The following is a 16,895-nucleotide window of genomic DNA, read 5'->3' as shown; positions in this document are numbered from 1 at the left end:
CAGAGCTCAGCTAGTTCAAAAAACTTCAGATTGTATCACAAACTTTTAGCGCTCAGCTACGTCGACATACATTAGATGTATATCATTTATACAAACATGGGGGTTAATATAAGAATTTTTTTCGTTAGCATGAAAATAAAGAAAGAATGAAGCATAATTGGGAACTAGTATTTGCAACCCTCGGCTTTTTTAGCGCCCAAGGATTCTGATTAATGCATAAAATAATAACAACTAGCTTATTAAGCCTGGTTTTGCTGCCTTTCACACAAAGTTTACCCGCCGCAGCTTTACCATCCAGCCCAACAATTACTCTCCCCTCAGCCAACCAACAGAATAATGAGTTTCGCGACACAGTCATCCAGTATGTCCGCTCCATTGCAGCCTATACGCTCTTTAATACCCCTCTACCAAATGCTCAAATACTGGATAAACGATGGGATGCACAATATGCACATAGATACTGGTATGTGAGTGTAATTGCCTATTTTCAAGGGCAACAACTCGGTGTGGGGACCGCAAATGAAGCCTCGTTATCCAAAACGATTGCAAAAGCAACAGAGCGTGCTTTGGAACAAAGCCGCTTAAAACCTATTGGTACAAAAGAATTGGCTGCATTTCGCTTCCAGGTTATTTTTGACTACCCACCCCGCCGTTATTATTCCTTCATTGAGGACAAGGGAAAAGGATTGGAATTGCAAAGCAATCGTGTAGTAATACGTTATTTAGACAGCGATTTAATTAAACAACAGATTTATTCCAGTCAACATTATCTACTCAACAACCTGCATCCGCAATTGCATGGCTTTTATAAAAAATACGATGTAGCAGAAGACAAACGCAGTAGCAAATTACACACCATTTATAGTGCTTCAAGTTTATATACCCTTTTGAAAATTTACCGTTTGAATCAAGATCCGCAGCTGGAAAAACACTTCAAGGCAATCGCTGCTTTCCTACTCGGGATGCAAGTCACACAAGGAAAACAGGCAGGTAGTTTTTATTATTCTTATGATATCAATACCAAGGAAAAAACTTGCTTTCTGTCAGTTGGCACTACGTCCAAAACGATTTTTACGCTCTTGGAACTTTATCGTTTTTATCACGAGGAAGCTTATCTCAGTGCCGCTAAACGAGCGGGAGATTGGTTATTAACTATGATAAAGGATAATGGGCAGGTGATATCTGGGGTGCGCTGCAAAGCAGACAATTGGAGTTTTAACAAAAAACAATCCTTTCTCTATTCAGGACAAGTACTCTCCGCCCTTTCGCGCCTTTACTTAATCACCAACGATGAACGTTATTATGATGCGGCCAGTAAAATCGCACAGTACATGACTATTGCAGCAAATAAACAAGGTGATTTTGTTGGTGATGATTTCCGTGCCCCCAATACCATATCGACCAGTTGGGTTCTAATGGCATTAATCGACTACAGTAAAATAAATAACGGTTCTCTTTATCGCGCAGTAATAGACAAAACTGCGTCAGCGATTTTAGCAAGGCAGATCGATGATCCCAATGATGCTTACAACCATGGGCGCTACCTTGACACGATGGCCACAAGCGGCAATGGCTGGATTAATGAAGTGATGGGTGAATTACATCAGTCTTGTCTTAACCAAGGCAAGTCTAATTGTAAGCAATACCGCGATGCGATTATCTTAACTACCCGCTGGCTATTGCAAAATGCTTACACGGAAGCGAATAGTTATGACATCCGAAATCCTTCGCAGGCCATTGGTGGTTTTATGCGTGATTTTATCAGCCAAAGCATACGTACAGATGCTGTTTGCCACGGGGTGAATAGTTTAATCACGCTATTGACTATCATTGACCAACAAAATCAGAGCCTGGTAACTCTGGCAGAAAAACCTTTTGATGAAACAATAGGCTTGCTGCGTATCGGTAAAGTCCCTTAGACGTCACTAATAACGCCTGCTTGGCATTTATCCTACGCGACTGTATCCTGCATCAACAAATAAGGTATGCCCATTAATCATTGCTGCCTCAGGTAAACAGAGCAGATAAATCGCATTCGCTACATCCTGGGGTGTTAATGGTCGCGCCGATAAGGAGTGCGCTTGATATTCGTCAAGCAGCTGCTCACGGTTAGGGAAATGTTTTAAGGCGTCCGTGTCAACTACCCCGGCTGAAACCGTATTTGCTGTGATACCATATTCTGCAAGCTCAAGCGCCAGGGAACGTACCAGTGCTTCCAGCGCCGCCTTAGACGCGCCAATGAAAGCATAATTAGGAATAGCTCGTTCAGCCCCCAGGCTTGATAAGGCCACCACACGACCTCCCTCTGACATCAACTCCCGTCCCTCTGATACTAAATGATTCAGGGCCAAGGCATTCGTTTCCATGCACCAACGCCAATGTTTAGTCGACATTTTCAACGCGGGTTTTAAAACACCACTCGCTGCATTACTAATTAAGAAATCGAGCCGGTTAAAATGTTCGCGGAATTTCGTATACATTTCTTTAACCGATTGATGATCAGCAACATTCGCTTGTATAGCGATGGCTTTGCGTCCTAAGCCTTGTAGTTCTGTTACCAAGGCTTGCGCTTCATCAGAACTGTTATAATAAACAATAGCGATATCACATCCAGCTTGCGCTAATTTCAATGCGGTAGCCTTTCCAATACCACGCGCACCGCCTGTAATTAAAGCTACTCTATTGGCGAACTGCAAAGCCATTCCATTTTCCTCTCGTTTAAAAATGCCTCAAACTACAGCGAATCAGATAGTCTGTCAATCGCAGTCGATCATTGCTCTATTTTTAGCGAATTAATTAACAAGATCTATGATATTCTTGTCTCTCAGGCGTTAACTTTGTACCATCAGCACATCGTATTATGGGCATACAATTATCAATGAAGCATTCCTCCTGGTTCAACAGTGTTTTACCTATAGCAGCAATTTTTTCATTCCGCATGCTGGGATTATTTATGTTAATTCCTGTTTTTACCGTTTTTGCCGCTCACCTTCAAGGAGCAACGCCTGCTCTCATAGGTTTGGCACTAGGCAGCTATGGTTTAAGTCAAGGGTTATTGCAAATGCCTTTCGGCATGTTATCTGATCGTTATGGGAGAAAGCCGCTATTAACTATTGGGTTACTGCTCTTTGCCAGCGGTAGTCTCATTGGTGCCTTGAGTCACTCAATTTATATGATGATACTTGCCCGTACTTTACAAGGAACCGGAGCAATTGGCAGCGTTTTAATTGCCTTACTCGCCGATCTGACTCCCGACGAACAGCGTACAAAAGCGATGGCCGTTATTGGAATGACCATTGGCTTGTCATTTAGCCTGGCTATGGTAATTAGCCCAGCAATTACTCATCATTATGGCTTACCAGGTATCTTCTATCTCACCACTGGAATGGCTTTCTTGGGTTTATTTTTGCTTCATGGCGTCATACCAACACCGAAGAGAGAACGATTTCATATCGATAGCGAAGCCAACCCATCTCTGTTCAAAGCGGTTATCCATAACAAGCATTTACAGCGCCTCAATATGGGCATTTTTTTCCAGCATTTTATTTTAACTGCGACTTTTTACGCCATTCCCATGATGCTCCAGGAACAACTCAAGCAAGGCCATTTGACACATCAATGGCACTTCTATTTGCCATTGATGATCTTCGCTTTTATTTTTATGGTTCCTTTTATTTTACTTGCCGAGAAAAAACGGCAAATGAAGCCTGTTTTCATAGGCTCCGTATTAGTTACCAGCCTAACCCAGTTTCTCCTCGCGTTCTCAAACCAATATTGGCTCTCCCTGTTTGCATTAATGCTTGCCTATTTTCTGGCCTTTAATATTCTCGAAGCAAGTTTACCCTCACTGGTGTCTAAACAAGCTGACGCCAATAGTAAAGGAACTGCAATGGGCATTTATTCTTCCAGTCAGTTTTTAGGTATCTTTGCCGGCGGGGCACTAGCTGGACTACTTTACCAATGGGCAGGTGACAAAGGCATCTTTCTTACCAATGGGCTTTTAGCACTTCTGTGGCTGTTTATTTCTTTTTCTATGCAACCCCATGCTTATTTATCAACCCTCATTGTGAATTACCCCGCGAATCTGAAAAGAGGGGAGGATGAACTCATACAACACCTTAAAAAACTCCCAGGCATTAAAGAGATCATGCTAGCTCCGGAAGAAAAAGTGATCTACTGTCGCCTGGATAAAGCTATTTATCAAGGTGGCAGCATTGAAAAAGTATTACAGCAACTCGCTACTCCAAACGGCAGCAAATAGATCACTGCTAATTAGTGTTAGATAACCTATTAGATAACCTATTAGATAACTTTGATTCCTATTTGATTGCTATTAGATTACCATTAGATTCCTATTTGTTTACTATTAGATTCCTCCTAGATTAGGTATAATTACTGGTCTAACAACTTTCGCACGCAGGAGAAAAAATGGCCCGTGGGATTAATAAAGTCATCTTGGTCGGTAACGTTGGTTTGGATCCTGAAGTTAGATACATGCCCAATGGTAACGCAGTAACAACCTTATCCTTAGCTACCAGTGAAACCTGGAAAGATAAACAAACCGGTGACAAGCAAGAGCGTACAGAATGGCATCGTGTCGTCTGTTTTAATCGCTTAGGCGAAATCGCTGGTGAGTATGTACGTAAGGGTTCCAAACTCTATGTTGAAGGCAGTTTACGTACCCGTAAATGGCAAGATCAGCAAGGGCAAGATCGCTATACGACTGAAATCGTAGCCACTGATATTCAAATGTTAGATAGCAAAGGCAACTCAGGTAATTATGACGAGATGTCACCTCCTCCAGCCCAACAGCAGCAAGGTAGTCCAGCGCGTAAACCACAACCAGCAGCTCAGTCTGCTCAGGCAGCGCAAGATGCTTTTGATGAATTGGACGACGATATACCATTCTAACTTTGTGATTGGAGAGTGTGTGGCTATACGCACTCACTCTTCTATCTCCCTGTCAGCTTAACTCCTTGCGAAGAAAATAAAATATCGAATTCTTTTCAAAGCCTTTTCGTTCGAATTCCACATAAAATCCAAGCTTCTTATAAAATTCAAGCGCTTCCCAATCGAAGGTATTTACTGCCATAAAATTACATGCACTTCTTCTTGCCAGCTCTTCTGCTCTGTGCATTAACTTGGTACCATAACCCATGCCTCTTAACTGTTCTTGTACCCATAGCTGGCCAACAAATAACCCACCGTACAGGTTATCACCAGCACATCCCCCCACAATATTGCCGTCCTCGTCACGCATAAAAAATGCAAAGAAATCAAGTTGTTTCATACCTTTTTTCTTCTTAGCCTGTTCCATAATGCCATCATTTAATAGTTGTATATCTTCAAATTTTGGATTTGCTTCATAACTAATTGGATAAATCATTCTTAATTCCTCTTTTGCGATAAAGAAACAAATTACTTCCCTTTCAACCTAAACAGAAAGCATCTCAGGTTACTGTGCTGTAGACTTGCAGGAAATGCACAATGGAAATATTATTGGAACCGTACAACTAACCTACTAATCGTTGTCATCACCCGAGATCAGATTATGGAAAAGAAGCGTTACGCCTTGCAAGATCTTGCAGCCCCTGATGGCATTTGTTTTGGTTGTGGTTCAAAAAACCTGCATGGCCTGAGAATCAAAAGCTATTGGGATAAAGACAATTTGCACGTTGTAACAACGCACATGCCAGATAGGTGCTACACTGGTTGGCCAGCGCTTGTATATGGCGGTTTGCTCAGCTGTCTCATCGACTGCCATTCTAACTGGACGGCGATGGCAAACCACTATCGCTGTGAAGGCCGCGAGGCAGGGACACTCCCACGGATCGATTGCGTAACGGGATCCCTTGGCGTGAAATACATCAAACCAACGCCAATGGGCATTCTGTTAACGCTCAAGGCACGAGTCGAAGGTAAAATTGAACGTAAAACCCGTGTACTCTGTGAGGTATATGCTGGTGATACGCTTACAGCGCTTGGCGACTCAGTTTTTGTTCGAGTAGATGTAGGACATTTAGCAAAAACGGCACATAGCCCGAGTGAAACCTGAGATCTTAAATAGCACTCACAATGAAAAGTTTTAACGGTTTTTTGACCCGGGTTACAGCCTTCGGCTTTCACCAAGGCTAACAGATATTATTTTAACAATAAAAAAACCCGCCTTAGCGGGTTTCATAATCGACAGCCTTGATTATTCCTCGTCAGAGCCTTCAGCTGCTACTGGGCGATCGACAAGCTCAACAATGGCCATTGGTGCATTATCACCTGGACGGAAACCACATTTTAAAACTCGTACATATCCACCAGGACGCTCAACATAACGTGGGCCTAAGGTAGTAAATAGTTTTCCTACCGCACTCTTAGAACGTAGTCTGTCAAAGACATAACGACGTGATGCAACAGAATCAGACTTACTAACTGTAATCAAAGGTTCAATATAACGACGCAGTTCTTTAGCCTTTGGCAGAGTTGTTTTAATCAACTCATGCTCAATTAGAGAAGTACACATGTTAGAAAACATTGCTTTTCTGTGACTGCTTGTGCGGCTAAATCCACGGCCAGAATTACGGTGACGCATGACTAAAACTCCTAATATTACTCGCCAAGATTAGCTGGCGGCCAATTCTCTAGTTTCATTCCCAATGACAAAGAACGTGACGCTAATACGTCCTTGATCTCAGTGAGGGATTTCTTACCTAAATTGGGTGTCTTTAATAATTCATTCTCAGTTTTCTGCACCAGATCACCGATATAATAAATATTTTCGGCTTTCAGACAATTTGCTGAACGAACTGTCAGCTCCAGATCGTCAACTGGACGCAATAATACTGGATCAAAATCGTTTCGCTCTTTACTATCAGCACGTGACTCTTCAAACTTCATATCAACAAAAGCATGCAATTGACGTTGCAAAATAGAAGCAGAGATACGAATGGCTTCTTCAGGATCCAAAGTGCCATTTGTTTGCAAATCAATAGTCAGTTTATCAAGATCCGTACGATTCTCTACACGAGCACTGTCAACAAAATAAGCCACTTTTTTGACCGGTGAGAAGGTATTATCAATCTTTAGTTTGCCAACTGATTTTTGTTCCATTTCCTCGTCAAACGCTCTGACAAATGAATCAGTAGAATGAAAACCAACACCTTGCTCAACTTTCAAGGTCATATTCAGCTTGCCATTCTCATTCAAAGTGGCAATAACCAAGTCAGGATTAATGATTTCCTGGCCATGAGTCAACTGAATATCACCAGCGGTAACTTGACATGGGCCTTGCTTACTTAGAGTGAGGTAGGCCTCAGTACCAGTAGTCAGTTTAATAGCAACCTGCTTCAGATTCAGTAGAATATCAACTACGTCCTCTTGCACCCCTTCAATGGTACTGTATTCGTGTAATACACCATCAATGGAAGCTTCAGTAATGGCAGCACCTGGCATTGACGACAGCAGGATGCGCCGTAAAGCGTTTCCAAGCGTATGACCATATCCACGCTCCAAAGGCTCAAGCACAATCCGAGCATGGTAGGGCGTATTAGCAAGTACTTTAAGTACAGATGGCGTCAGCATTTCGTTTATCATTCGGCTAGGTCTCCGAGCTTACTTAGAGTAAAGTTCTACAACTAAATTCACGTTATAAAGAGATGATACGTCATTTAGCGTAGGCACTGTCGCAAAGGTGCCTTTGCAAGCACTAGAATCAACAGTTAACCAATCACAAGGAGCACGTTGCTCAGACAATGCGATAGCCGCCTGAATACGCCCTTGCGTTTTTGCCTTCTGACGAATGGCAATTACATCACCAGGGTTAACCAAGTAAGAAGGTATATTTACCACTTTCTCATTAACCAAAATTGCTTTATGCGCGACTAATTGTCTCGCTTCAGCACGCGTACTTGCAAACCCCATGCGATAAACAACATTATCGAGGCGTCTTTCAAGTAATACCACCAAATTCTCACCGGTGGAACCTTTCTGACCGGCTGCTTTTTTGTAGTAATTGCGGAATTGCTTTTCCAAAACACCGTAAAAGCGTCTGATTTTTTGCTTTTCACGTAATTGTATACCGTAATCGCTTAAACGTGGACGTTTATCAGCGTGTTGACCAGGTTGCTTTTCTGATTTGCACTTAGCTTTGAAATCACGAACACCGCTTTTCAAAAATAAATCAGTCCCTTCTCTACGGGACAACCTGCATTTTGGACCAAGGTATCTAGCCATTAAAAACTCCTGAATCTTATACGCGACGTTTCTTAGGTGGCTTACATCCGTTATGAGGTATGCCAGTCACATCAGTTATCTCTACTATTTTAAAATCCTGGGATATCAACTCACGAATAGTTGATTCGCGACCAGGGCCAGGACCATGTACAAATACAGCCACAGACTTCATGCCATATTCTTTTGCTACCTGTGACGCTCTCTCAGTAGCAATTTGAGCAGCATAAGGAGTACTTTTCCTGGATCCACGGAAACCTGAACCACCAGCAGTTGCCCAGCATAAAGCATTACCTTGACGATCTGTGAAAGTCACAATGGTATTGTTAAAAGAAGCATGGACGTGGACTATACCATCATTTACGACGCGTTTTACCTTCTTTCTTACTTTTTGTTGCTTTGCCTTAGTTATAGCCATCTTTATTTCCTACATATAAATTAGTTACTGCTACCTTTACGTCGGCCTTTTCGAGTACGCGCATTTGTTTTAGTGCGTTGACCACGCAGTGGCAAACCACGACGGTGTCTAAGTCCACGGTAACAACCCAGATCCATAAGTCGTTTTATGTTCATCGTAACAACACGACGTAGGTCACCTTCAACCGTCATTTTTGCAATTTCAGTACGTAAAGCTTCTAATTTTTCTTCACTTAACTGAGATACTTTTGTTGACGGTTCAATGCCAACTGCTTTACATAAATTCATTGATGTAGTTTTGCCAATTCCGTAAATCGACGTAAGCGCAATCACGATGTGTTTGTGATCGGGTATGTTTACACCTGCAATACGAGCCATTAATCTCTCCGAACGTTATTTTTTGCTCTGTCAGGAAGGGACAGAAGAATACTATTATAATGAACCAAAATCAAGCAAGGATTTTAACCTTGCTTTTGCTTATGCCTTGCATCTTTACATATAACGCGGATGGTACCTTCACGCTTAATGATTTTGCAGTTGCGGCAGAGGCGCTTTACTGATGCTCTAACTTTCATTAATAACTCCGATAATAATCATAAAAGACCGGGCAACTTGGTCCCTTTAAAATTGGCTTTCTTCATCAAAGAATCATATTGTTGTGTCATAAGATGGGCTTGCACTTGAGCAACAAAATCCATAATTACAACAACAATAATCAACAGTGAGGTTCCACCAAAATAAAAAGGCACATGCCAGGTATACATTAAAATTTGTGGCAATAAGCAAACCAGTACCAAGTACAGTGCGCCAACCAAAGTTAAACGCGTCATTACTGAATCAATATATCTGGTTGTTTGTTCCCCTGGACGAATTCCAGGGATGTAAGCACCAGATTTCTTCAAATTGTCAGCTGTATCCTTGGGATTGAATACTAATGCAGCATAAAAGAAAGCAAAGAACAAAATTGCTGCAGCATAAACAATCAAATATAACGGTTGGCCAGGTGAAAGTGCCATACCTATATCTGCCAGCCAATCCATTCCCTTCCCCTTTGCAAAAAACTGCGCAAGTGTAGCAGGTAAAAGAATAATACTGGACGCAAATATGGGAGGAATAACCCCTGACATATTAATTTTCAATGGTAAATGGCTTGTTTGAGCAGCATAAACCTTACGTCCATGAGTCCTTTGTGCATAATTAACCCGAATGCGACGTTGCGCCCTTTCCACAAAAACAACAAACCCAGTTACCGCAACCACAATAACTGCAACCAAGATTAAAGTAAGTGCTTGCATTTGCCCTTCTTTAACTTGTTGTAATACTGAAGCAATCGCGTTCGGCATGCTTGAAACAATACCGGAAAAAATAATCAGTGATATTCCATTACCAACACCTTTTTCAGTGATTTGCTCTCCTAACCACATCAAAAACATTGTGCCAGTTACTAAAGTAACGACTGCGGTAAAATAGAAGAGTAAATCAGGCTGTAACGCTATTTGCTGACCTGCTAACCATCTAGCCATACCCAACGATTGAAACACAGCTAGAATCAAAGTCAGGTAACGTGTGTACTGATTAATCTTTCTCTTGCCTGACTCGCCTTCCTTCTTCAATTGCTCCAGTTTAGGCGAAACTACTGAAAACAGCTGAATTATAATTGAGGCAGAGATATAAGGCATTATACCAATAGCAAATACAGTTACCCGGGATAATGCACCACCGGAAAACATGTTGAACAAACCAAATATCGTATTTTGCTGTTCCCCAAAGAAATTAGCTAATTTCTGAGGGTCTAGTCCAGGGACAGGGATATGAGCACCGAGTCTGTAGACCAAGATAGCAATTACAACAAACAGCAATCGTGACTTAAGTTCTGCCAATCCACCACGGGATTGGCTAGCAGTTTGCCTTTGGTTATTCATAATTACTCTTCAATGCTGCCACCCGCCTGCTCTATTGCTGCACGTGCACCTTTGGTAACGCGCAAGCCTTTAAGCTTCAGGGGGATGTTCACTTCACCAGAAAGAATAACTTTCACCTCTCGAATTGCTTTGTTAACCAAACCGGCTGATTTCAAAGCTTCCAAATCAATAAGCTCTGCACTCACAGCAGCCAACTCGGTCAAAGTCACCTGGTCAATCGTTCTACCAACACGGGATTTGAATCCCATTTTAGGTAAACGACGTTGAATAGGCATTTGTCCGCCTTCAAAGTTGATTTTGTGGAAACCACCCGCTCTGGCTTTTTGTCCCTTGTGACCCTTACCACTTGTTTTACCCAAGCCAGAACCTATACCACGACCAAGGCGTTTTTTACTTGGTTTTGAACCAGGATCTGGAGATAGTGTATTTAAATTCATTACGCACACTCCTCGACTTGTACCAGGTAATAAATTGAATTAATCAAACCACGGATACAGGGATTATCACTTTGAATTACTGAACTATTCAACTTACCTAAACCCAGTTGCTTCGCAATTTGAACATGCTTTGGCTTTCGACCAATAGTACTTTTTACCAAAGTAATTTTTAATTTTTTACTCATGCTTGTTCCGCCATTATTTCTGCTACTGTTTTTCCGCGTTTAGCAGCAACATAATCAGGTGTTCCAATATTAGTAAGAGCGCCAATAGTAGCCCGAACAATGTTACTTGGATTGGTTGAACCTATACTTTTTGCCAGAATATTTTGTACACCAAGTACTTCCAATACCGCACGCATTGCCCCACCAGCAATAATCCCAGTACCTTCACTGGCTGGCTTCATGAATACTTTAGAAGCACCATAGTTCCAAGTAATTTCGTGATGGATAGTTTTGCCAGCTAAAGGAATATAAGTCATATTTTTTCTAGCTTGCTCCATCGCTTTTTGGATTGCGATAGGTACTTCTCTAGCCTTACCACGGCCAAAGCCTACTTTGCCTTTTCCATCACCAATAACTACCAATACTGCAAAGCCAAAAACACGACCACCTTTAACTACTTTGGCTGTACGTGTTACAGATACTAATTTTTCTTGGTATCCATCGGTTTTTTGTGATTCATCAAGTGCCATAACTGTTCCTTAAAAATTCAACCCAGCTTCACGCGCACCTTCAGCCAGAGCTTTCACTCGGCCATGATATTTATAACCTGCACGGTCAAATGAAACATCAATTATTTTCTTGGCTTTTGCGCGTTGGCCAAGCAACTTACCAACTTGTTGAGCTCGCTCAACTTTTGTGCCTTTAAGAGCGGCCTTCAACTCTTTGTCAACTGTGGATGAAGAAACAAGAACAACATCACCATTCTCACCACGTGTAACAATTTGTGAGTAGATATGAGCACCACTTCTATACACCACCAATCGAGGTCTGCTTGAATGGCGAAGGATTGCTTTTGCTTTTAAACCACGTCGAGTACGGGCTTTCTGTTTATTCATGATTTATACCTTATTTCTTCTTGGCTTCTTTACGAACAATAACTTCGCCAGCGTACTTGACTCCCTTACCTTTGTAGGGCTCAGGCGGCCTGAAAGCACGAATTTCAGAAGCAACTTGACCTAACAATTGCTTATCAATACCGCGAATGATAATCGTAGTATTGTTTGGTGTTTCTACAGCCACTCCCTGTGGTAACTCATATTCAACTGGGTGAGAAAACCCTAAAGAGAGAGTTAAAGCTTTGCTGCTCGCTTGTGCACGATAGCCTACACCAACCAGTTCCAAGGTCAGATCGTAACCTTTAGTAACACCATCAACCATATTTTTAACTAACGCACGCACTGTTCCAGCGTGAGCCCAGGCATTAGGATCATTTGAAGCAGGTTTAAACAATATTTTATTATTGTCTTCTTTACACTTACTAACATCTACATGCTTGTTATAGTGTTGAACCAGCGAACCCTTCGGACCTTTCACTGTTAAAGTGTCTTTCCCTACTGTGAGTTCAACGTTAGCAGGTAATTGAATGGGGGCTTTTGCGACTCTAGACATATTATTACTCCCAAGTATTAAGCCACTTCACAAAGAACTTCACCACCAACACCTTTCTTTTTAGCTGTAACATGAGTCATTACACCATGAGAGGTGGAAAGAATTGCTACACCAAAACCTGGGATTGAAGGTAACTCTTTAGAAGATTTATACACTCTTAAACCGGGGCGGCTAATACGCAAAATACGCTCAATTACTGGCCTACCGTGATAGTACTTTAATTGCAACGTGATTGATTTAAGATTGTTTTCAAGAGGTTGTACACTATAGTCTAATATATAACCTTCTTCTTTTAACACCCTAGCTATTTCTTCTTTCAATTTAGATGAATTCAGGGTAACGCTCTGATGTTTAGCTTGTTGACCATTACGAATTCTAGTCAACATGTCAGCTACAGGATCATGCATACTCACAGTTGTTCTCCATAGAATAAAATTTACCAGCTGGATTTGCGACCACCAGTGACATTACCTGCCATCAGTTGTTGTCTTAAGCAAATCCTGCAAAGTCCAAACTTGCGATAAACGGCATGTGGACGACCACATTGCTGGCAACGCGTACTATGTCGCACAGGATTGGAATTTAAAGGAAGCTTTGCAAGTTTGGCTTGCGCTTCCATAATTTCATCAAAATCCTGAGACGATTTAATTAAAATCTTTAACTCAGTTCTTTTCTCTCTGTGTTTCGCGACAAGTTTTGCTTTTTTCTTTTCGCGTTCAAGCATTGATCTTTTAGCCACGGTATTACCCTTTTTAGTGTTTATCTCTGTCTTTCAAAGGCAGGTTGAATGCTTCCAACAAAGCCTTTGCTTCTTCATTTGTTTTTGCACTCGTAGTGATGCAGATATCCATACCACGAATAGTATCTATCTTATCGAAATCAATTTCAGGAAATACGATTTGTTCATGGATACCCATGCTGTAGTTTCCAGTACCATCAAAAGATTTTGGATTCAAACCACGGAAATCTCTTACGCGCGGCAATGTGATTGTAATTAATCTATCCAAAAACTCATACATGCGACTACGGCGTAGAGTCACTTTACAACCAATAGGCCACTCTTCACGGATCTTAAACCCTGCGATAGATTTTTTCGCTTTCGTAACAACAGGTTTTTGTCCAGATATCAAAGTCATGTCTTCAACAGCATGATTCATAACCTTCTTATCGCCTACCGCTTCGCCAACACCCATATTCAGGGTAATTTTAACAATCTTCGGCACTTCCATAACACTTTTATAGCCGAACTTCTTCATCATCATTTCGACTATTTCTTTTTCATACAAATCTTTCAATCTAGCCATTTTTGTCACCTAATTAGACAGCGTCAATAACTTCATTGTTAGATTTAAAATATCTAACTTTTTTCTTGTTACCGTCTTTTTCAAGAAATTTGAAGCCGACTTTATCCGCTTTCTTTGATACCGGATTGTAAATAGCAACATTGGAAACATCTAAGGGTGCTTCTCGAGTAATTATTCCGCCACGTTGCTCCAATTGTGGATTTGGCTTGACATGCTTCTTAATAAGGTTAGCACCTTCAACAACAACGCCGTCAGCTATCACACGCGTCACCTTGCCAATATGACCTTTACTCTTACCTGCGATGACAATAACAGTGTCACCTGATTTTATGCGCTTCATAAACTAATCCTTCTCACAATACTTCAGCCGCTAGAGAAATGATTTTCATAAACCGCTCTCTAAGCTCACGAGTTACAGGACCAAATATACGTGTACCTATAGGCTCATTTTGGTTATTCAAAAGCACTGCTGCATTACCATCAAAACGTATAAGTGAACCATCATCACGACGCACACCCTGGCTAGTTCTAACAACAACAGCCTTCATTACCGCGCCCTTTTTTACCTTGCTACGTGGAATTGCATCTTTAATGCTTACTTTAATGACATCACCAACACGGGCATAACGTCTGTGTGATCCGCCAAGCACTTTGATACACATCACTTTGCGTGCGCCGCTGTTATCTGCGACATCGAGCACTGTCTGCATTTGTATCATTCTATTCTCCAGCTCAAATCCAACCAGAAAAAGGCTGCTGATTATATCAGCCCTCTTGGTATTTTAAAAGTAAATCATGAAGATCAGGAAATTACTTCAACAAGTACCCAACTTTTCATCTTAGAGAGTGGTCGAGATTCACGTATTCTTACAGTATTTCCAATTTTACCAATCTGGCCTTCATCATGTGCATGGAGCTTTGTTCTACGCTTCATGATTTTACCGTATTTAGGATGTTTAACAGTACGCTCAACCATTACAACAATGGTTTTTTGCATCTTGTCACTAACAACCTTTCCTACAATTGTTCTGCCACTTGTTTCACTATTAGTCGACATGACTCTTTCCCGCCTTTTCAGTCATAATTGTTTTAACTCTAGCAACAGCTTTTCGGACCTTCGTGATATGATGAGTCTTATCTAGAGAGCCGCTAGCTTTTTTCATGCGTAAATTAAACTGCTCTTTACGTAATGAGAGGAGCTCGGCTTGCAATTCGTCAGGGGTTAAATTTCTTAACTCTTTAATATCTTTCATTACATCACCTTGCGCTCTTCAAATATAACTTTGAAAGGTAGTTTTGCCTTAGCAAGATCAAACGCTTCCATTGCTAATTCTTTGCTTACACCTTCCATTTCAAACAGCACTTTACCAGGCTGGATTTGTGCCACCCAATATTCAACGCTACCTTTACCCTTACCTTGTCGAACTTCAAGAGGCTTTTGGGTAATTGGCTTATCAGGAAATACTCTGATCCAGATCTTTCCGCCACGCTTGATGTGCCTTGTCATTGCCCGTCGAGCGGCTTCGATTTGACGTGCGGTCAAACGTCCTCTCTCCAGCGCTTTAAGACCAAACTCACCAAAGCTGACTGTGCTACCTCTTTGGGCCAAACCTCTGTTTCGCCCTTTCATTTGTTTACGATATTTCGTACGTTTTGGCTGTAACATGATTGTTATTCCTCACTCACTTACCGCTTTCAGCATTACGCTTCTTCTGTGGAAGGATTTCTCCTTTGAAGATCCAGACCTTTACGCCTATGATTCCATAGGTTGTCTTTGCTTCAGCAGTACCATAATCAACATCAGCACGGAATGTATGTAGAGGAACTCGTCCTTCGCGGTACCATTCGCTACGTGCAATCTCAGCGCCACCAAGTCGTCCACTAACACAAATCTTGATTCCTTTGGCACCAGCTTTCATTGCGGAAGTCACAGCTCGCTTCATCGCGCGTCTAAACATGACCCGCTGTTCTAATTGCTGGGCAATTCCCTCAGCAACAAGAGTTGAATCTAACTCTGGCTTACGTACTTCCTCTATATTCAGATGGACTGGAACACCAAGCTTTGTAGCAATTTTAGCTCTCAAAGCTTCGATCCCACCACCTTTCTTACCGATAATAACGCCTGGTCGGGCAGTATGAATTGTAACAACTGCATTATTCGCCGGACGCTCAATACGGATACTACTTACCGCAGCCGCCATAAGTTCTTTCTTCAGGTCTTTTCGGAGATTGATATCTTGATTCAGCAGTTGTGCATAGTTTTTACTTGCAAACCATTTGGAATTCCAATCTCGAATTATACCTAAGCGTATGCCTATAGGGTTTACTTTCTGTCCCATTGCTATTCCTCGTCAGACACTTTAATTGTGATGTGGCAGGTTCGTTTGCAAATACGATTAGCACGACCTTTAGCTCGAGGACTAATTCTCTTTAAAGTTGCTGCCTCATCTACAAAAACCACACCTACTTTTAATTCGTCAATATCTGCGCCGTTGTTGTTTTCTGCATTAGCAATAGCAGACTCCAACAATTTCAACATCAATTGTGCACCTTTTTTAGGGGTAAATTTCAGGACATCAATTGCGCGAGAAACGTCCATCTTACGAATCATATCTGCAATCAATCTGCCTTTTTGGGCAGAAAGCGGTGCATTTCTTAACTTTGCTGTTACTTCCATCATTGCCTCTTACTTACCTTTGGCTTTTCTGTCACCAGAATGGCCTTTGAATGTACGAGTCATGGCAAACTCACCTAATTTATGGCCTACCATGTTATCAGTAATATATACCGGCACATGATCTTTACCATTGTGTACTGCAATTGTGAGATCAATCATCTCAGGTACAATTGTTGAGCGTCTGGACCAAGTTTTAATTGGTTTTTTGGACTTCGATTCGATCGCCGCTTCAACTTTACTCATCAAGTGATGATCGATAAAAGGACCCTTTCTAATAGAACGTGCCACCTTGATATCCTCTTAGC

29 protein-coding genes are annotated in these 16,895 nt (G+C 41.6%); 4 read left to right on the top strand and 25 right to left on the bottom strand.

Going from position 1 to position 16,895, the window contains the following annotated elements; translation table 11 throughout:
• The first annotated feature begins 212 nt into the window (after positions 1 to 212).
• Complete coding sequence (locus tag DYC89_RS16655; RefSeq protein WP_245953926.1) at positions 213 to 1,919, top strand: glycoside hydrolase family 76 protein; 1,707 nt, start codon at positions 213 to 215, stop codon at positions 1,917 to 1,919.
• A 27-nt stretch (positions 1,920 to 1,946) separates the two neighbouring features.
• Here DYC89_RS16655 and fabL read toward each other — a convergent pair whose 3' ends face one another.
• Positions 1,947 to 2,702: an enoyl-[acyl-carrier-protein] reductase FabL gene (gene fabL / locus DYC89_RS01895; protein WP_115220250.1), complete on the bottom strand. Its 756-nt coding sequence runs from the start codon at positions 2,700 to 2,702 to the stop codon at positions 1,947 to 1,949.
• Between the two features lie 176 nt (positions 2,703 to 2,878).
• On the opposite strand from fabL, the gene DYC89_RS01890 reads away from it, so the two are divergent.
• A complete protein-coding gene (locus tag DYC89_RS01890; RefSeq protein WP_115222618.1) occupies positions 2,879 to 4,261 on the top strand; it encodes an MFS transporter in 1,383 nt (460 codons plus the stop codon).
• A 167-nt stretch (positions 4,262 to 4,428) separates the two neighbouring features.
• A complete protein-coding gene (gene ssb / locus DYC89_RS01885; RefSeq protein ID WP_115220249.1) occupies positions 4,429 to 4,911 on the top strand; it encodes a single-stranded DNA-binding protein in 483 nt (160 codons plus the stop codon).
• A 52-nt stretch (positions 4,912 to 4,963) separates the two neighbouring features.
• Here the strand turns inward: ssb and DYC89_RS01880 are convergent, their stop codons facing one another.
• The gene (locus DYC89_RS01880; RefSeq protein ID WP_115220248.1) at positions 4,964 to 5,386 is read right to left on the bottom strand and encodes a GNAT family N-acetyltransferase; all 423 of its coding nucleotides are present in this window, start codon (positions 5,384 to 5,386) and stop codon (positions 4,964 to 4,966) included.
• A gap of 165 nt (positions 5,387 to 5,551) precedes the next feature.
• On the opposite strand from DYC89_RS01880, the gene DYC89_RS01875 reads away from it, so the two are divergent.
• Entirely contained in the window at positions 5,552 to 6,055 is a 504-nt protein-coding gene (locus tag DYC89_RS01875) for a PaaI family thioesterase (protein ID WP_115220247.1), read from the top strand.
• A gap of 141 nt (positions 6,056 to 6,196) precedes the next feature.
• Here DYC89_RS01875 and rplQ read toward each other — a convergent pair whose 3' ends face one another.
• The 23 genes from rplQ to rpsS all read right to left on the bottom strand — a co-directional run bounded on the left by rplQ (position 6,197) and on the right by rpsS (position 16,878).
• Positions 6,197 to 6,583 (bottom strand): 50S ribosomal protein L17, encoded by a 387-nt coding sequence (rplQ, locus tag DYC89_RS01870; protein ID WP_115220246.1) that lies wholly within the window; start codon positions 6,581 to 6,583, stop codon positions 6,197 to 6,199.
• A gap of 17 nt (positions 6,584 to 6,600) precedes the next feature.
• Positions 6,601 to 7,584 (bottom strand): DNA-directed RNA polymerase subunit alpha, encoded by a 984-nt coding sequence (locus DYC89_RS01865; protein WP_040916731.1) that lies wholly within the window; start codon positions 7,582 to 7,584, stop codon positions 6,601 to 6,603.
• Between the two features lie 18 nt (positions 7,585 to 7,602).
• Entirely contained in the window at positions 7,603 to 8,223 is a 621-nt protein-coding gene (rpsD, locus tag DYC89_RS01860) for a 30S ribosomal protein S4 (RefSeq protein ID WP_115220245.1), read from the bottom strand.
• Between the two features lie 16 nt (positions 8,224 to 8,239).
• Positions 8,240 to 8,638 (bottom strand): 30S ribosomal protein S11, encoded by a 399-nt coding sequence (gene rpsK, locus DYC89_RS01855; protein ID WP_019217901.1) that lies wholly within the window; start codon positions 8,636 to 8,638, stop codon positions 8,240 to 8,242.
• A 20-nt stretch (positions 8,639 to 8,658) separates the two neighbouring features.
• Positions 8,659 to 9,015, bottom strand: coding sequence for a 30S ribosomal protein S13 (gene rpsM, locus DYC89_RS01850; RefSeq protein WP_115174374.1), 357 nt, complete (start codon positions 9,013 to 9,015; stop codon positions 8,659 to 8,661).
• 83 nt (positions 9,016 to 9,098) lie between these two features.
• Positions 9,099 to 9,212, bottom strand: coding sequence for a 50S ribosomal protein L36 (rpmJ, locus tag DYC89_RS01845; protein ID WP_082646647.1), 114 nt, complete (start codon positions 9,210 to 9,212; stop codon positions 9,099 to 9,101).
• An 18-nt stretch (positions 9,213 to 9,230) separates the two neighbouring features.
• Positions 9,231 to 10,559 carry a preprotein translocase subunit SecY gene (secY, locus tag DYC89_RS01840; RefSeq protein WP_115220244.1) on the bottom strand — a complete coding sequence of 443 codons (1,329 nt, stop codon included), beginning with the start codon at positions 10,557 to 10,559 and terminating at the stop codon, positions 9,231 to 9,233.
• 2 nt (positions 10,560 to 10,561) lie between these two features.
• The gene (gene rplO, locus DYC89_RS01835; RefSeq protein ID WP_058447256.1) at positions 10,562 to 10,996 is read right to left on the bottom strand and encodes a 50S ribosomal protein L15; all 435 of its coding nucleotides are present in this window, start codon (positions 10,994 to 10,996) and stop codon (positions 10,562 to 10,564) included.
• Complete coding sequence (gene rpmD / locus DYC89_RS01830; protein ID WP_115220243.1) at positions 10,996 to 11,181, bottom strand: 50S ribosomal protein L30; 186 nt, start codon at positions 11,179 to 11,181, stop codon at positions 10,996 to 10,998. Before rpmD ends, rplO begins: the two co-directional genes overlap by 1 nt.
• The gene (gene rpsE, locus DYC89_RS01825; protein ID WP_058447252.1) at positions 11,178 to 11,690 is read right to left on the bottom strand and encodes a 30S ribosomal protein S5; all 513 of its coding nucleotides are present in this window, start codon (positions 11,688 to 11,690) and stop codon (positions 11,178 to 11,180) included. Before rpsE ends, rpmD begins: the two co-directional genes overlap by 4 nt.
• Before the next feature lie 9 nt (positions 11,691 to 11,699).
• Positions 11,700 to 12,056: a 50S ribosomal protein L18 gene (gene rplR, locus DYC89_RS01820; protein ID WP_115220242.1), complete on the bottom strand. Its 357-nt coding sequence runs from the start codon at positions 12,054 to 12,056 to the stop codon at positions 11,700 to 11,702.
• A gap of 10 nt (positions 12,057 to 12,066) precedes the next feature.
• Entirely contained in the window at positions 12,067 to 12,609 is a 543-nt protein-coding gene (rplF, locus tag DYC89_RS01815; RefSeq protein ID WP_115220241.1) for a 50S ribosomal protein L6, read from the bottom strand.
• Positions 12,610 to 12,626: 17 nt separating this feature from the next.
• Positions 12,627 to 13,016 carry a 30S ribosomal protein S8 gene (gene rpsH, locus DYC89_RS01810; protein WP_220271782.1) on the bottom strand — a complete coding sequence of 130 codons (390 nt, stop codon included), beginning with the start codon at positions 13,014 to 13,016 and terminating at the stop codon, positions 12,627 to 12,629.
• A gap of 29 nt (positions 13,017 to 13,045) precedes the next feature.
• A complete protein-coding gene (rpsN, locus tag DYC89_RS01805; RefSeq protein WP_115220239.1) occupies positions 13,046 to 13,348 on the bottom strand; it encodes a 30S ribosomal protein S14 in 303 nt (100 codons plus the stop codon).
• 13 nt (positions 13,349 to 13,361) lie between these two features.
• Complete coding sequence (rplE, locus tag DYC89_RS01800; protein ID WP_115220238.1) at positions 13,362 to 13,913, bottom strand: 50S ribosomal protein L5; 552 nt, start codon at positions 13,911 to 13,913, stop codon at positions 13,362 to 13,364.
• Between the two features lie 13 nt (positions 13,914 to 13,926).
• Positions 13,927 to 14,253 (bottom strand): 50S ribosomal protein L24, encoded by a 327-nt coding sequence (gene rplX / locus DYC89_RS01795; RefSeq protein ID WP_115220237.1) that lies wholly within the window; start codon positions 14,251 to 14,253, stop codon positions 13,927 to 13,929.
• A gap of 13 nt (positions 14,254 to 14,266) precedes the next feature.
• Positions 14,267 to 14,632, bottom strand: coding sequence for a 50S ribosomal protein L14 (gene rplN / locus DYC89_RS01790; RefSeq protein ID WP_028388517.1), 366 nt, complete (start codon positions 14,630 to 14,632; stop codon positions 14,267 to 14,269).
• Positions 14,633 to 14,715: 83 nt separating this feature from the next.
• The gene (rpsQ, locus tag DYC89_RS01785) at positions 14,716 to 14,970 is read right to left on the bottom strand and encodes a 30S ribosomal protein S17 (protein WP_019217914.1); all 255 of its coding nucleotides are present in this window, start codon (positions 14,968 to 14,970) and stop codon (positions 14,716 to 14,718) included.
• Positions 14,960 to 15,166: a 50S ribosomal protein L29 gene (rpmC, locus tag DYC89_RS01780; protein WP_115220236.1), complete on the bottom strand. Its 207-nt coding sequence runs from the start codon at positions 15,164 to 15,166 to the stop codon at positions 14,960 to 14,962. Before rpmC ends, rpsQ begins: the two co-directional genes overlap by 11 nt.
• The gene (gene rplP, locus DYC89_RS01775) at positions 15,166 to 15,579 is read right to left on the bottom strand and encodes a 50S ribosomal protein L16 (protein WP_019217916.1); all 414 of its coding nucleotides are present in this window, start codon (positions 15,577 to 15,579) and stop codon (positions 15,166 to 15,168) included. The genes rpmC and rplP overlap by 1 nt, the downstream gene beginning before the upstream one ends.
• Before the next feature lie 16 nt (positions 15,580 to 15,595).
• Positions 15,596 to 16,252, bottom strand: a complete 657-nt coding sequence (gene rpsC / locus DYC89_RS01770) for a 30S ribosomal protein S3 (RefSeq protein WP_058447236.1) — start codon at positions 16,250 to 16,252, stop codon at positions 15,596 to 15,598.
• A 2-nt stretch (positions 16,253 to 16,254) separates the two neighbouring features.
• Positions 16,255 to 16,590: a 50S ribosomal protein L22 gene (gene rplV / locus DYC89_RS01765; protein WP_058447234.1), complete on the bottom strand. Its 336-nt coding sequence runs from the start codon at positions 16,588 to 16,590 to the stop codon at positions 16,255 to 16,257.
• A 9-nt stretch (positions 16,591 to 16,599) separates the two neighbouring features.
• Entirely contained in the window at positions 16,600 to 16,878 is a 279-nt protein-coding gene (gene rpsS / locus DYC89_RS01760) for a 30S ribosomal protein S19 (protein ID WP_058447232.1), read from the bottom strand.
• Between the last annotated feature and the right edge of the window lie 17 nt (positions 16,879 to 16,895).

It is taken from the genome of Legionella donaldsonii, from assembly GCF_900452385.1.
In the GTDB taxonomy this organism is placed as follows: domain Bacteria; phylum Pseudomonadota; class Gammaproteobacteria; order Legionellales; family Legionellaceae; genus Tatlockia; species Tatlockia donaldsonii.
Note: the sequence above shows the minus strand (reverse complement) of the source record. Positions and strands in the feature narration are given on the sequence as shown.

Bases quoted from the DNA above. Each gene is read 5' to 3' on its own strand.
- DYC89_RS16655 (WP_245953926.1), top strand. From the start codon at position 213: ATGCATAAAATAATAACAACTAGCTTATTAAGCCTGGTTTTGCTGCCT.
- fabL (WP_115220250.1), bottom strand. From the start codon at position 2,702: ATGGCTTTGCAGTTCGCCAATAGAGTAGCTTTAATTACAGGCGGTGCG.
- DYC89_RS01890 (WP_115222618.1), top strand. From the start codon at position 2,879: ATGAAGCATTCCTCCTGGTTCAACAGTGTTTTACCTATAGCAGCAATT.
- ssb (WP_115220249.1), top strand. From the start codon at position 4,429: ATGGCCCGTGGGATTAATAAAGTCATCTTGGTCGGTAACGTTGGTTTG.
- DYC89_RS01880 (WP_115220248.1), bottom strand. From the start codon at position 5,386: ATGATTTATCCAATTAGTTATGAAGCAAATCCAAAATTTGAAGATATA.
- DYC89_RS01875 (WP_115220247.1), top strand. From the start codon at position 5,552: ATGGAAAAGAAGCGTTACGCCTTGCAAGATCTTGCAGCCCCTGATGGC.
- rplQ (WP_115220246.1), bottom strand. From the start codon at position 6,583: ATGCGTCACCGTAATTCTGGCCGTGGATTTAGCCGCACAAGCAGTCAC.
- DYC89_RS01865 (WP_040916731.1), bottom strand. From the start codon at position 7,584: ATGATAAACGAAATGCTGACGCCATCTGTACTTAAAGTACTTGCTAAT.
- rpsD (WP_115220245.1), bottom strand. From the start codon at position 8,223: ATGGCTAGATACCTTGGTCCAAAATGCAGGTTGTCCCGTAGAGAAGGG.
- rpsK (WP_019217901.1), bottom strand. From the start codon at position 8,638: ATGGCTATAACTAAGGCAAAGCAACAAAAAGTAAGAAAGAAGGTAAAA.
- rpsM (WP_115174374.1), bottom strand. From the start codon at position 9,015: ATGGCTCGTATTGCAGGTGTAAACATACCCGATCACAAACACATCGTG.
- rpmJ (WP_082646647.1), bottom strand. From the start codon at position 9,212: ATGAAAGTTAGAGCATCAGTAAAGCGCCTCTGCCGCAACTGCAAAATC.
- secY (WP_115220244.1), bottom strand. From the start codon at position 10,559: ATGAATAACCAAAGGCAAACTGCTAGCCAATCCCGTGGTGGATTGGCA.
- rplO (WP_058447256.1), bottom strand. From the start codon at position 10,996: ATGAATTTAAATACACTATCTCCAGATCCTGGTTCAAAACCAAGTAAA.
- rpmD (WP_115220243.1), bottom strand. From the start codon at position 11,181: ATGAGTAAAAAATTAAAAATTACTTTGGTAAAAAGTACTATTGGTCGA.
- rpsE (WP_058447252.1), bottom strand. From the start codon at position 11,690: ATGGCACTTGATGAATCACAAAAAACCGATGGATACCAAGAAAAATTA.
- rplR (WP_115220242.1), bottom strand. From the start codon at position 12,056: ATGAATAAACAGAAAGCCCGTACTCGACGTGGTTTAAAAGCAAAAGCA.
- rplF (WP_115220241.1), bottom strand. From the start codon at position 12,609: ATGTCTAGAGTCGCAAAAGCCCCCATTCAATTACCTGCTAACGTTGAA.
- rpsH (WP_220271782.1), bottom strand. From the start codon at position 13,016: ATGCATGATCCTGTAGCTGACATGTTGACTAGAATTCGTAATGGTCAA.
- rplE (WP_115220238.1), bottom strand. From the start codon at position 13,913: ATGGCTAGATTGAAAGATTTGTATGAAAAAGAAATAGTCGAAATGATG.
- rplX (WP_115220237.1), bottom strand. From the start codon at position 14,253: ATGAAGCGCATAAAATCAGGTGACACTGTTATTGTCATCGCAGGTAAG.
- rplN (WP_028388517.1), bottom strand. From the start codon at position 14,632: ATGATACAAATGCAGACAGTGCTCGATGTCGCAGATAACAGCGGCGCA.
- rpsQ (WP_019217914.1), bottom strand. From the start codon at position 14,970: ATGTCGACTAATAGTGAAACAAGTGGCAGAACAATTGTAGGAAAGGTT.
- rpmC (WP_115220236.1), bottom strand. From the start codon at position 15,166: ATGAAAGATATTAAAGAGTTAAGAAATTTAACCCCTGACGAATTGCAA.
- rplP (WP_019217916.1), bottom strand. From the start codon at position 15,579: ATGTTACAGCCAAAACGTACGAAATATCGTAAACAAATGAAAGGGCGA.
- rpsC (WP_058447236.1), bottom strand. From the start codon at position 16,252: ATGGGACAGAAAGTAAACCCTATAGGCATACGCTTAGGTATAATTCGA.
- rplV (WP_058447234.1), bottom strand. From the start codon at position 16,590: ATGGAAGTAACAGCAAAGTTAAGAAATGCACCGCTTTCTGCCCAAAAA.